The 13,024-nt window shown below is 39.6% G+C and carries 10 protein-coding genes; 6 read left to right on the top strand and 4 right to left on the bottom strand.

Going from position 1 to position 13,024, the window contains the following annotated elements; all coding sequences use genetic code 11:
- Window positions 1-44 precede the first annotated feature (44 nt).
- The 3 genes from trxA (at window position 45) to J8Z25_RS00650 (ending at window position 3,225) form a co-directional block, all read left to right on the top strand.
- Window positions 45-371 carry a thioredoxin TrxA gene (gene trxA, locus J8Z25_RS00660; RefSeq protein ID WP_054554679.1) on the top strand — a complete coding sequence of 109 codons (327 nt, stop codon included), beginning with the start codon at window positions 45-47 and terminating at the stop codon, window positions 369-371.
- A gap of 181 nt (window positions 372-552) precedes the next feature.
- A complete protein-coding gene (rho, locus tag J8Z25_RS00655; RefSeq protein WP_062566226.1) occupies window positions 553-1,812 on the top strand; it encodes a transcription termination factor Rho in 1,260 nt (419 codons plus the stop codon).
- Window positions 1,813-1,974: 162 nt separating this feature from the next.
- Window positions 1,975-3,225, top strand: coding sequence for a methyl-accepting chemotaxis protein (locus J8Z25_RS00650; RefSeq protein ID WP_250661519.1), 1,251 nt, complete (start codon window positions 1,975-1,977; stop codon window positions 3,223-3,225).
- Here J8Z25_RS00650 and J8Z25_RS00645 read toward each other — a convergent pair.
- On the bottom strand, window positions 3,198-6,032 hold the full coding sequence (locus J8Z25_RS00645; RefSeq protein ID WP_250661518.1) for a tetratricopeptide repeat protein: 2,835 nt from the start codon (window positions 6,030-6,032) through the stop codon (window positions 3,198-3,200). The two genes, J8Z25_RS00650 and J8Z25_RS00645, sit on opposite strands and share 28 nt — an antisense overlap.
- 158 nt (window positions 6,033-6,190) lie before the next feature.
- On the opposite strand from J8Z25_RS00645, the gene J8Z25_RS00640 reads away from it, so the two are divergent.
- Window positions 6,191-6,772: a DNA-J related domain-containing protein gene (locus tag J8Z25_RS00640; RefSeq protein ID WP_250661517.1), complete on the top strand. Its 582-nt coding sequence runs from the start codon at window positions 6,191-6,193 to the stop codon at window positions 6,770-6,772.
- A gap of 9 nt (window positions 6,773-6,781) precedes the next feature.
- Here the strand turns inward: J8Z25_RS00640 and dbpA are convergent, their stop codons facing one another.
- Entirely contained in the window at window positions 6,782-8,170 is a 1,389-nt protein-coding gene (dbpA, locus tag J8Z25_RS00635) for an ATP-dependent RNA helicase DbpA (protein ID WP_130050031.1), read from the bottom strand.
- A gap of 187 nt (window positions 8,171-8,357) precedes the next feature.
- Here dbpA and J8Z25_RS00630 point away from each other — a divergent pair, with 187 nt between their 5' ends.
- Window positions 8,358-9,314, top strand: coding sequence for a tetratricopeptide repeat protein (locus J8Z25_RS00630; RefSeq protein WP_130050032.1), 957 nt, complete (start codon window positions 8,358-8,360; stop codon window positions 9,312-9,314).
- A 315-nt stretch (window positions 9,315-9,629) separates the two neighbouring features.
- On the opposite strand, the gene J8Z25_RS00625 is transcribed toward J8Z25_RS00630, so the two are convergent.
- Together J8Z25_RS00625 and J8Z25_RS00620 are read right to left on the bottom strand one after the other, a co-directional pair.
- Window positions 9,630-11,588 carry an alpha/beta hydrolase family protein gene (locus tag J8Z25_RS00625; protein WP_250661516.1) on the bottom strand — a complete coding sequence of 653 codons (1,959 nt, stop codon included), beginning with the start codon at window positions 11,586-11,588 and terminating at the stop codon, window positions 9,630-9,632.
- 108 nt (window positions 11,589-11,696) lie between these two features.
- Complete coding sequence (locus J8Z25_RS00620; RefSeq protein WP_239976691.1) at window positions 11,697-12,602, bottom strand: DUF808 domain-containing protein; 906 nt, start codon at window positions 12,600-12,602, stop codon at window positions 11,697-11,699.
- Between the two features lie 113 nt (window positions 12,603-12,715).
- Here J8Z25_RS00620 and J8Z25_RS00615 point away from each other — a divergent pair, with 113 nt between their 5' ends.
- Window positions 12,716-13,006 (top strand): MliC family protein, encoded by a 291-nt coding sequence (locus tag J8Z25_RS00615; protein WP_250661515.1) that lies wholly within the window; start codon window positions 12,716-12,718, stop codon window positions 13,004-13,006.
- Window positions 13,007-13,024 lie beyond the last annotated feature (18 nt).

Raw genomic sequence — 13,024 nt, 5'->3', positions numbered from 1 at the left:
TTAAATACGCATTAAATATTTCGCCTAACTAATCGGAGATCGCAATGAGCGAGAAAATTATTCAATTAACTGACGATAGCTTTGAAGCTGACGTACTACAATCAGACAAACCTGTACTTGTTGATTTTTGGGCTGAATGGTGCGGACCTTGTAAAATGATCGCCCCTATTCTTGACGAAGTAGCTGGCGAGTTTGATGGCCGTGTTACCGTTGGTAAACTTAACATCGATCAAAACGCAGGCACACCACCTAAATTTGGTATTCGTGGTATCCCTACGTTACTTCTTTTCAAAGATGGTCAAGTTGCAGCAACCAAAGTTGGTGCACTTTCTAAGACTCAATTAGTAGAGTTTTTAGAAAACAACATCTAATGAAAATATAAAAAAAGGGCTTTTTGCCCTTTTTTTAGCTTTATTTTGTTTAAAGACTGGACGCCTTGCTAGTGACCTGCTAGTTTATAAAGCCAACTAATCCTTAGTTATACCAACAAACCTCACTCATGTATCAAACGATGATTTTGAGTATGACAATTGTAATAAAGAACCCACCAATATGCATTTACGCGAATTAAAAGACAAGTCTATTAAAGAGCTTGTAAACTTAGCTGAGTCCATGGGGCTCGAAAACGTAGCCCGTTTAAGAAAACAAGATATTATTTTCGCCATCCTAAAAGCGCATGCTAAAAGCGGTGAAAACATCTACGGCGGCGGTGTACTAGAGATCTTACAAGATGGTTTTGGTTTCTTAAGATCATCAGAAGCATCTTACTTAGCCGGCCCAGATGATATTTATGTATCACCGAGTCAAATCCGTCGATTCAGCATGCGTACTGGTGACTCAATTTCAGGCCTTATTCGCCCACCTAAAGACGGTGAGCGTTACTTCGCACTATTAAAAGTAAATGAAGTAAACTTCGACAAACCTGAAAATTCTCGCACTAAAATCCTATTTGAAAACCTTACCCCACTTCACGCTAACGAACGTTTACGTATGGAGCGTGGTAATGGTAGTACTGAAGACATCACGGCTCGTGTACTAGATTTAGCATCACCAATTGGTAAAGGCCAACGTGCACTCATCGTTGCTCCACCAAAAGCGGGTAAAACGATGCTACTGCAAAACATTGCGCAGTCAATCAGCTACAACCAGCCTGATTGTGAGCTAATGGTGCTTCTAATTGACGAACGTCCAGAAGAAGTTACAGAGATGCAGCGCCTTGTTAAAGGTGAAGTAATTGCCTCAACGTTCGATGAGCCAGCAAGCCGTCACGTTCAAGTTGCTGAGATGGTAATTGAAAAAGCGAAGCGTCTTGTTGAACACAAGAAAGATGTAGTTATCTTACTTGACTCAATTACACGCCTTGCTCGTGCCTATAATACTGTTATCCCATCATCAGGTAAGGTATTAACCGGTGGTGTTGATGCGAATGCATTACACAAGCCAAAACGTTTCTTTGGTGCGGCTCGTAACGTAGAAGAAGGCGGTAGCTTAACAATTATCGCAACAGCGCTTATCGACACTGGTTCGAAGATGGATGAAGTTATCTACGAAGAGTTCAAAGGCACAGGTAATATGGAATTACACTTAAATCGTAAGATTGCTGAAAAGCGTGTATTCCCAGCGATTGACTTTAACCGTTCAGGTACCCGTCGTGAAGAATTACTAACTAAACCTGATGAACTACAAAAAATGTGGATCTTACGAAAAATCGTTCATGAGATGTCAGAAATTGACGCAATGGAGTTCTTAATTGATAAGCTCTCAATGAGCAAAACCAATGATGAATTCTTTGACTCAATGAAACGTCAGTAAAAATTACTTTGTTTTTACAAATGCCTGTCTAATACAGGCATTTTTTTTATGTAAAACTAGGACATAACTCTTTAAAAGTTATACTTTTAAAGTGTTAGTTTATTGGTAATTTATAGAAATTTGTTCTATATATTAAAGGATTAAACGCTAAGGATTTCCTCAATGACTCGCATTAGAGTAGTTGTAGCTCTATTTATAATAAGCTTACTTAGTTGTATTGCTAGTTTTGCCATATTTGATTTTTCTATCACTGCTATGGCTGTACTTATGCTTGTTGTCGTAATCCCATGGCTTGTTCTAATTAGCTTTATTTATACAACTGATAAAAAGCAACAAGATTATTTAAGCTACTTTATTACGCATACCGCTTCTGAAAAGGGGATCGATTTTACTTTTCGCTTTGACGAAAATGACACCCAATTACCAAAAGAGTGTCATGCACTTAACGCAGGTTTAACAATGGCTGAGCATATGATAAGTGAAATATATGTATCATCAGCCCGCTTGTTACCAATGGCCGATGCATTACGTGATACTTATGCGTCAATGACTCAAAAAGCGACAATTCAAGATGCCCATGGCATTGACCTAGCAAACACAATTAATCGTATGATTGAGGTATCTAAAGAACTGGATAGAAGTCTTGAACAAATATTAAGCTCGGTATCAGATGCGACTAAATCAGTTCAACAAACTCGTTTAGACACTGATAAAAGCCAAGCAAGTCTCATAAAACTTGCCGATAATATCAACCTCACCAGTGAACAGATTATTTTACTTAAACAAGATAGTGATGCGATAGGCTCAGTCATTGATGTAATTAACAGTATTGCAGAGCAAACTAACTTACTTGCGCTAAACGCTGCAATCGAAGCCGCTCGAGCTGGTGAACAAGGCCGCGGTTTTGCAGTGGTTGCTGATGAGGTACGAAACCTAGCTGCTCGTACTAGTAAGTCGACACAAGAAGTGCGTGAGATGGTATCTAAAATTCAACATAGTACTGAACAAGCAAACTTATTAATGCAAACAGCACTTAAAGAAACGGAGCGCACGGTTGAACTTTCTGAAGCTTCTACTAAAGAAACCAATAAAATTGAGCAAGCAATGCTAGAAATTAATGCGTTTTCTGAGAGTGTCCATGAGCAGGTAGCTATGCAAAGCCAGATGTCAGATGAAGCACAAGTTAGTATAGATGCAATGGTTGAGCTTAACTCTGATGCACTTTCAAGTTCACAAATACAAGCTGTGTCGAGTAAAGACTTAGTGCGCCTTGCACACTCTCTGGACGAAAAACTGTCAATGTTTCTTATCACTCCAACAGAAACCGATCAAGAGCAGCGTATTGATCATTCTAGGTTTGAAATGACTCAAGAGGTTGAACAAGTTCAAGACGGTGATATTGAGCTGTTTTGATCAACCGAAGCGTTGTGTAGATGCTCTAGTAATTGAGCAACCAAACTAGTTAAGTCAGCAGTTTTATCTTGCTTCAATGCCGATTCAAGTGCCATAGCACTATCCGCGATATCATCCAGCGCAAACATTTTCGCAGCACCACCGATTCGGTGAGCATCCTGTTGTAAATTAAATAGCTCATGGGCTGCAAAGTGCTGCTGTATCAACGCGCTTTCATGCTCAAAGCTATTAATAAAGCTTGCAACCAAATCACTCATATCTTGCTGAGATTTAGCTACTGCGCTGTCCTTTTTACAATGCTTAGCAAGTTGCGTATAAAATACTTTCTTATCAATTGGTTTAGCAAGGTAACCGGTGAACCCTGCTTGAAGATAACTGTCGATTTCGTGGCTAATAGCATTAGCCGTTAACGCATATACTGGCTGTGTAAAGCCGCACTCTTGTAATAACTTGAGCGCTTTTAAACCATCAAGTACTGGCATTTGAATATCCAGCAGTACCACATCAGGAAATTCCTTAAGGCACTGCTCTACAGCTTGCTCACCATTTTCTACCGCAATTACTTCAAGGCCCATAGATTCTAAATAACGAGCAATTAAACGGCGATTATCAGGGTGATCTTCAGCGAGTAGAACTTTCCCAGATAAACCTTTTACAACTGGCTGTACAAACTTTTCAGACTCTATCACATCAGAGCTTGGAGTACGTTCTTTACATGGTAAGTAAAACGAAAATATGCTGCCTTTATTTAGCTCACTTTCAACACTAATATAACCCCCCATCATCATTGCAAGCTGTTGCGATAAGCTTAACCCAAGCCCTGTCCCCCCAAAGCGTCGGCTAATACTGTTATCTCCTTGCCTAAAACACTCAAATATTTGTTTTAGTTGCTCGGTATTCATACCAATACCGGTATCAGTTACACGAAACCACACGCCTTGCTCTACTTTAGAGACTTTTAACTCTACTTCGCCTTGGTTAGTGAATTTAATTGCATTTGCACATAGGTTGATGAGTATCTGTTTTATGCGGGTAAAATCTAGCTGACAGTAAAACTGCTCGCCAAGCACATTATGAAAAGTAAAGTTAAGGCCTTTATCTTTAGCCTGACCACTGAGTATCGAGTGGACGTCGGTGAGTAATCGAACTAAATCACCTTCTTTTAGGCTTAACTCAAGCTTGTTAGCCTCGATTTTACTAATATCGAGAACGTCGTTAATCAGCTCTTTTAAATGATCGCTTTGTTTTTGAATCACGGCAAGCTCATCGTTTAACTGCTCTGGTTTATAATAACCATTCATTAAATTATCGGTTTGGCCCAGTATTGCGGTTAAAGGAGTACGAATTTCATGACTAATATTTGCTAAAAACTGACTTTTAATTTCGTTAGCACTACGTAGTTGCTCTGCCGTTTCTTCAAGCTCCTTGGTCCGCTTAGCAACCATTAACGAAAGTTGCTCTTTTGCACCTTTTTCAATACTGCGACGGTAAATAGTAATACCCGTTACCACTATCATCACAAATAAGATAAACAACATAATGCCCAACTGACGCTGTTTTGACATTTCGAGCTCTTGTACATGCTGTAGCTGCTTCAACTCAACAATTTCTTGACTGAGCTGACTTGCTTGGATTTGGCTTTGTAGCTCGCTCATTGACTTTAATAATCTGATGCTTTGCTCACTTTTAAATGAACGAACAAACTCATCAAAACTAGCAACAGCTCCGGCATAATCTCCTTTTCCGGATTTAATCAGGGCCATCATTCCGGCGCCATCTTGCACTCTAAGATCGTCTTTATATTGTTTAGCCATAGAAACAGAGGTGGTGAGAGTTGCTTCAGCTTTATTTAGCTTACCTTGTAATAACTCGATTTTTGCCTGTGACAATAAGCCTGCAAGCTCTAAGGTTTTATTATCAATACTTTTTGCAAATTCAACTGCTTTTTCTGCATGACTTAAGGCAAGCTCTAAATCACCGGTGCGTAAATATACATTGGCGATATTAGCGTGGCGAGATGAGAGAAAGTAAGCATTATTCGTTTCTTGGTAGTATCTCAAGGCTCGCTGATAGTAGTGCAAAGAAAGTTGATACTGACCAAGTTCAGAATACGCAACCCCCATATTGCCATAAGACTGAGCTATGCCATCTTCATCGCCTAACTTTTGGAAAATCTCTAGCGTTTCTCGATACATTTCTAATGCAGTATCATAACTTGATAAACGAATATAAATACCTGCAATGTTGTGTAATATATCGGCTTTATCTTGTGCATTACCATGTTCTTCGTAAATATCTTTCGCTTCTTTGTAATATTTCAGCGCTTGCTCCATATTGAACATATCAAAGTAGGCAAGGCCAATATTACTTAGCAAATTAGCCTCAGCAATTGGTTCAGGTAGCTTTTTGGCAATACTTAATGCTCTGCTGTAAGCAATTACCGCTTGCTGCATCAAGCCTTGATAATAATAAGTTACGCCCTGCATTTTTAGGGCAAGGAAATAGCGCTTTGGGGTCGCAGCAAAACTAGTTGCTTGCTCTGCCAATTGGTAATTTTTTACGGCCGCTGAGAAATTACCTTTAGCTAGAGCAAAGTCCCCAAGCTGCATGTATATATCGAGGCTTTGTTCTTGATTTGTTGTATTTTGATTAAGCAGTTTTTTGGCAAGCTGTTGCTTTTCTTGCCATTGCTCGGATTGGCTAAATTGCTCAAGTAATGAAGTGGATGCAAAGCTAGACTGCGAAAAAAACAAACTACAACTGAACATTAAAGCAGTGAGCAAGCTAACACGCAGTGATGTGAACATATGGCGAAATCCCTTAATATCAACTTAGCCTGAAAATGAGGTTATTTAAGCTCGGCTAAATGCATTCCCTAGTATCTAAAAACATTAGCGTAGTTTCAAAAAAGCAGCTGTGATAGCGTATACCACTGTAGATTACACTAAAGATAGGCTTACGAACAATGGTTAACCCACTGATTGATGAGATTTTTTACCTTCTTTTGGAACAACCTGTTTGGAAGGTTCATACGCTTACCAGCGCACTTAGCGAATCAGGAAAAATTGAGCAATTAGATAATGACCCACAAAAAGATCTGTTTAAGCGCAACTTTTTAGTTATGAATGCTCTATATCAGCTGCAAACACAACTTGCACCAGAGCAACAGCTACAAATTGCCTCATTACATATTGAGCTTGTTAATGAGCAGATAAGTAACGCATTAGAAAATCACGATCCGCTGCGAGATTATTATTTAGATTGGCAAAACTATGATACAACGAGCGATGAGATTGATGCGATGTTAACTGATTTTTGGCAGCGCTTTTCATCATATAGTCCAAAAAGGGTCATTCTCTCGCTATCTCAGCAGCAGCTGTTGGAATTACAACAGGCGTGGCAGCTACCTACTGATTTTTCGGAAAAACAGTTACAAAAGCGTTGGCGACAACTGGCGCTAAAACACCACCCAGACCGCCAAGGCTGTTCAATTGAGTTTAAGAAAATACAACTTGAATATGAGCAACTTAAAGCTAGCTGCTCATAACTCAACAATTTATCTGCTCAAACGTCGCGCACGAATTTTACGCTTTTTAATATTACCTTCAGTCAATTTACGTAATGCAGGTTTTGCAGCAGCTCGCTCCACAGCAATAAAAGCCACATTATCAAGTACGTTAATTTTACCTACCTGATGACCTGCAATCCCTTCTTTGCCTGTTAATGCACCTAAAATATCACCGGCACGAATTTTTTGCTTTTTACCAGCATCAATCATAATCGTTGCCATAGTAGGCTTATAAGCGGGTTTTTCGAGCAAGCTAAATGGAGGAATCGGTTCTGGGTCAAAATCACGCTCATAGTGGTCACCAATTTGTGCCACTTTAAATTGCTCAGCTTCACCATAAATAGAACATGCTATGCCCTTTTTACCTGCTCGACCAGTACGGCCAACACGGTGAACATGGGTTTGTGGGTCATGTGCTAGATGATAGTTCACTACCATGTCCATGTCATTGATATCTAAGCCTCGTGCTGCAACATCCGTTGCCACCAAAATACAGGCACTTTTATTAGCAAAGCGGATTAAGGTACGTTCACGTTCACGTTGATCTAAATCACCGTGTAAGGCAACCGCACTAAACCCTTCAGCATAAAGGTCATCACAAATCTGTTGTGTTTCAACCTTGGTGTTACAAAAAACCACACAGCTTTCTGGCTGGAACTTCAATAACAACAGCTTCAATGTATTAAAGCGCTGTTTGTTGTTATCTAGCTTGTAAAAGTATTGTTTGATTGTGCTTTTGGTTTGCTCTTCTTCTACCTTAATCATTTCAGGATTGCTAAGTACTCTCTCAGCAACAGCTGCTATTGATTTTGGATAAGTCGCACTAAACAATAACGTTTGACGTTGATTTGGAATGCACTCAACAATAGCATCAAGGGTATCTTGAAAGCCCATATCTAACATTTGGTCAGCTTCGTCTAACACTAAGGTTTCGACATCATCTAAGCGTAATGTGCCTTTGCGAATGTGGTCGTCAACACGACCAGGGGTACCGACAATAATATGTGCGCCATGTTCTAGCGAACCAATTTGTGGACCAATAGAGACACCACCACATAAAGTTAAAACTTTAATATTATGGATACCACGTGCAAGCTTACGCACTTCTTCAGCTACCTGCTCTGCTAGCTCTCGAGTAGGGCACAAAATTAGAGACTGAATTCGAAACCGTTTCACATTTAACTTAGCCAACACACCTAAACTAAATGCAGCCGTTTTACCCGACCCCGTTTTTGCTTGGGCAATAATATCTTTGCCTTGTAAGATCACTGGCAAACTTTGCGCTTGTACTGGCGTCATTTGCGTATAACCTAAAGTTGATAAGTTATCGGTTAACTCTCGCGGCAAAGCCAAAGATGAAAAAGCAGTAGCAGTCACAGTAATATTCCAAACTTGATAATTGAGGGACATCCTCGAAGATGCTGTGGATCATAGCAGAGAATGTGCTGTTTCTCTAAACGAAAACACCGTTCGACATGTTTAATTCATATTTGCTTACAGTTTGCCGCTTTCTAACTCTCTGCATTTGTTCTAGTTTATTGATAGCAATCTTCAGGAAGAAACTATGCTTCTATTTAATACCGCTGCAGCTGATGTTGTTTATAAAAAACAAAAAACGTGCCCTCACTGCCATAGCGAACATTATTCTTTAAGCAATCATAGTAAAGTTTTACGCTTTACTATTTTGCCCATCATCCCATTATCTATTAATTATCAAAGACAATGTGATGACTGTGGCTATGTTACTCCTGCACCTTGGTATTCATTGCCAGCCTTAGAATTAGTGTCGTTTATAAAATACTTTATTGGTCTATTCTTCATCGTTTACCTATTAACAAATGCATTTATCGGTGCGAATGAACAAACTGAAAATGAGCAAACTTACTTAAACGAGCCAAAGTTATTTGATACCTATTTTGTCTATTCAGATAAATTTACTGGCAAACCAAAACGTATTAACAACTTAAAAGTAGCTCAGCTCGTTGAATTTGATGATAAAAACATGACTTTTAGAGTTGCTAACTACACTTACAAGTACAATAAAGACATCGAAATTGCCATGCGTACCAGCATGCTAGTTCAAGATGATTACTTTTCTAGTAAAACCCTGACTTTCAGTAAGTCACAAATAAAGCAGCTTTATGATGAAGGCAGCATTTATAAAATTATGCGACCTGAACTTTATAGTTTATTTGGTGGTTTTGTTATGCACCCGCCTAGACCTAAGCCTTTATATACGGGCGTTAAGCTCGATAAACATAATCAGGAAGGGATTACTTACTTCAAAGATGGCCTATACGAGGAAGCGTTGAAAAGTTTTACGCTGTCTGCGGAAGATGGTTATGCATGGGGGCAATTAAACTTGGGTCAGATGTATCGTGATGGCCAAGGGACAGAAGTGAATAACGAAAAAGCAGCTTACTGGCTCAACAAAGCTACCTTACAAGGGAATCCTAAAGCAAAGATTGAGCTCGCAGAGCTATGCTTGAGTTACGATTGTAGTAAATTGAATACTCAATAATCTATTACCCATAAACATCACTCAGCAGAAACCACCCTAATAACATGACACTCGCTATTTACTTTCAATTTGTTATGTTATAACATTTTTATGTGGCGCAGTATTTATGCTCTTTTGTTGGTGTTTATAATTACTTGTTAGCAAAAGCAGAGTCACTCTCTCTGCTCTTTTTTAGAGAGTACAGCTGGGTAGTATTGCCTGATAAACGAATCGTCTTTTGAGTTTGTTTAACTTGAAGGAAGACCTTGCACACTAGCACGCTTACGTTCCCGTGCTAAATCCTTGCCGGCGAGCTTGCTCGCCGGCATTTTTCTTTTAAAGCTTTAAATGTTCATCTAAGAAGGCCAATACTTTTTTGTAGTATAAAGCACGGTGCTCTTCTTTATAAAAACCGTGACCTTCATCATCAAGAATAGTTATTTCATATGGATGCTTAGCTTTTTTCAAAGCAGCTTCTAATGATTCAGCTTGTTCAATGGGCGCACGTTCATCTTCACCACCATGTACAATAAGAACAGGTGCTTTTAGCTTATCGACATTATAAGCAGGCGAGAATGCTTTTAGTTCTGCCTCATCAGTACCAATCACTGTTTTTAGGTAATTAAGTCCATGACTGCGCGCTTGCGTGTCACCCTCTTCATACATAAGAGGCAAGTCGTAAACCCCCATCAGGCCTATTGCACACTTGAACATATCTGGTTCGATTATCGCGCTTTGTAGAGCAGAGTAACCACCAAAGCTGGCACCCATAATACAAATGTTATCTTTATCAACCGTGCCATCTTTTATTAATAATTTTACACCATCAATAATATCGTGCTGAACATTTTGTCCCCACTGGCGATAACCGGCTTCTTGGAAGTTCATACCAAACCCCTCTGAACCACGGAAGTTAACCTTGAGCACTGCCATACCTTTATTCGCTAACATTTGTACTTCTGGGTCGTAACCCCAGTAATCACGTTCAATTGGGCCACCATGCGGCATAACAACCAAAGGTAAGTTTTTCTCAGCTTTGCCATTTGGCACAGTTAAATAAGCAAGAATTGTTAAACCATCGCGGCTTTTAAAACGCAGTGGTGTGGTTTGCGCCATTTCATCTTGATTTATCCAGCCTCGCGCAGAGAAAAGCGCTCTTAACTTATTGGTATTCGCATCATAAAGATAATATTGCCCAGGGTTTATATCGCTCGATGCGAAAATAATATTTTTTGAGTCGTCTTCTGTACTACTAACTAGCTGTACTTGACTGCCTGGCAGTGCGCCCAATAAATCTTTAAGACGCTGTGATTTAGGCGAATTACTATCAACAAACGCATAGCTTGGGTAGTCAGCCTCAGTTTCTATTGCAAATAACTCTTTGGATATTTCATCAACCCAAATATGCGACGGCGAAACATGCTTATCTTGGAAGATTTTGGTGACTTCTTTGGTTTTTAGGTTAATTTTAATAAGGCTTTCTGCTTCTCCACCTTTTGATGCAGTGGCATATACAGACTCACCAGATTTATCAAACGCCTTTAATGAGATATCGGTGTAATTAATACCTTCTAAATCAAGCTCTTTCCAAAAACCACCTTCAGGCTCTCGAACATGAATTGTCGCATTGAGGTAATCGTCACTTGATACAGCGATACGAACATTGCCATCATGGTCTGTTAAAAAACGTCCCATAGGTGCAGGTGATCGCGTAATTAGGGTGCGCAGACCGCGATAAACATCGACTTCATATACAACGGTAGTTGGTTCATTGGTTGCAGTCCATGGGTAAGTGACAACCAAAACTTTTTTATCATCATGCAGTAAAGGATCTAAAAGGTATGAGGTTCCTTGGACTGGAGTTTGTTTTTTTAATCGAGTACCCGTTTGCTGCTCACCATGATAACCAATTACATATGCGCCACGGCTACCATCAACATTTACAGCAAATAACTCACCATAATAAATAGGGGTATCTTGCCAGCCTTTTAAATACTCTTTTTCAAGAATAACACGCTCATTGTTTACCCAGTGGTATTCGCCAACCTGTGCATTACCCGGAAAAGCAACCGCGTGAGTTACTGCAAACTTGCTTGTATCAACAATGATGAGTGAATTTTTACCTTCGTGCTTTTTAATAGCAGCGACGTAATTGCCATCAGGAGAGATGGTTACACGACTAAAGTCATTACCTTTACTAAAATCTTCTACCGATAATTTTGCAGATTTAGCGAAACTGGTAAATGACAGCGTAAATAACGCGAGCCCCAGCATAAAAGTGAGGTATCGAGACATGATTAACTCCATTTAACGATTTAATTGTTATATTTAGCTGAGCAATAATAAAGCAAAGCCCCTATTTTATATACAAAAAATCAACAAAAATGGTTAATTTGATACTTTCTAATGACGAATTTTATGCCAAAATTCAACCACTAACACAACGATAATTCCGGCAACAACGCCCAATAAACCATCAAATATAATTGGCGTAGCCAACTCACCTGTTTTACCAAGTAAACCTGTTACAAACTCAGCGCTACCCTGTTGGGCGTGATGCAAAACGGGGATGCCATGTACCAATATGCCTCCGCCAACTAAAAACATAGCTACCGTTCCTGCAAAGGCTAAAAAGCGCATTAACTTAGGTGCTGACGCAAGTAAAAACTTACCCACTAGCTCTTTAAATTTACCACCACTTTGCTGCGCTTTTTGCAGTAGATACAAACCAGCATCATCAAGTTTAACAATCCCTGCAACTAACCCATACACACCAATGGTCATAATAATTGCAATTACACTTAGCACTAAAGCTTGATTAACCAGCGTTGCGCCAGCAACCGTGCCTAGCGTTATCACAATGATTTCTGCTGAAAGGATAAAGTCAGTACGGATTGCCCCTTTCACTTTTTGTTTTTCGTATTCTTGCAAGTCCAGTTGTTCAGCCAAAGTTTCATCTTCTTGTTGAGCGTGTCCAAACAGCTTTTCGATAATTTTCTCTGCACCTTCAAAGCACAAAAACAGCCCGCCAACCATTAACAGCGGAGTGATTAACCAAGGCAACCAAACACTAATCAATAACGCTGCCGGCACTAAGATGGCTTTGTTAATAAACGAGCCTTTTGCTACAGCCCAAACCACGGGCAACTCTCTATCGGCGGTTACCCCAGTGACTTGCTGAGCATTCAGAGCGAGGTCATCACCTAACACCCCTGCTGTTTTTTTTGTTGCGACTTTACTCATCGTCGCAATATCGTCTAAAAGTGTTGTAATATCATCAAGTAAGGTTAGTAAATTAGTGCCTGCCATGGTGGTTCCTTGCCCATTAAATACATTATCAACATAACTTATCCTGCCATTTTCACCAACGGTTAATTTTTCTTTGTTAGGCTTATAGCTCATTCAAAAATAGAGGTGTTTCTATGATTAAACCACTTCTCTCGGGGCTCGCTTTAATTACCTTGTGCGCATGTGCTGAGCAAAGTGCACCAAGCAATTATCTGTGCGATGGGACCCTTAGTGCCAGTATTGTTGAAAACAATGATGAGGAAGCAAGATTGACATTTAAGGACAATGAATTTTTACTCAATCGCCAAGTAAGTGGCTCAGGAGTTAAATACAGTGCCGATAATGTGCTGTTTTGGTCTAAAGGCGATGAAGCTATGCTGATTTTAAAAGGTAAAAAGTACCAATGTAGCTTAATTCAGCAATAGCAAAACCTATCGCGGCTA

Source organism: Pseudoalteromonas sp. SCSIO 43101 (assembly GCF_023650775.1).
Classification (GTDB): domain Bacteria; phylum Pseudomonadota; class Gammaproteobacteria; order Enterobacterales; family Alteromonadaceae; genus Pseudoalteromonas; species Pseudoalteromonas apostichopi.
The sequence above is the reverse complement of the archived record's forward strand: the minus strand, read 5'-3'. Positions and strand labels throughout refer to the sequence as shown.

What these genes read in the sequence shown, in the direction of transcription:
- trxA (WP_054554679.1), top strand. Translation starts at nt 45, where the DNA reads ATGAGCGAGAAAATTATTCAATTAACTGACGATAGCTTTGAAGCTGAC.
- rho (WP_062566226.1), top strand. Translation starts at nt 553, where the DNA reads ATGCATTTACGCGAATTAAAAGACAAGTCTATTAAAGAGCTTGTAAAC.
- J8Z25_RS00650 (WP_250661519.1), top strand. Translation starts at nt 1,975, where the DNA reads ATGACTCGCATTAGAGTAGTTGTAGCTCTATTTATAATAAGCTTACTT.
- J8Z25_RS00645 (WP_250661518.1), bottom strand. Translation starts at nt 6,032, where the DNA reads ATGTTCACATCACTGCGTGTTAGCTTGCTCACTGCTTTAATGTTCAGT.
- J8Z25_RS00640 (WP_250661517.1), top strand. Translation starts at nt 6,191, where the DNA reads ATGGTTAACCCACTGATTGATGAGATTTTTTACCTTCTTTTGGAACAA.
- J8Z25_RS00630 (WP_130050032.1), top strand. Translation starts at nt 8,358, where the DNA reads ATGCTTCTATTTAATACCGCTGCAGCTGATGTTGTTTATAAAAAACAA.
- J8Z25_RS00625 (WP_250661516.1), bottom strand. Translation starts at nt 11,588, where the DNA reads ATGTCTCGATACCTCACTTTTATGCTGGGGCTCGCGTTATTTACGCTG.
- J8Z25_RS00620 (WP_239976691.1), bottom strand. Translation starts at nt 12,602, where the DNA reads ATGGCAGGCACTAATTTACTAACCTTACTTGATGATATTACAACACTT.
- J8Z25_RS00615 (WP_250661515.1), top strand. Translation starts at nt 12,716, where the DNA reads ATGATTAAACCACTTCTCTCGGGGCTCGCTTTAATTACCTTGTGCGCA.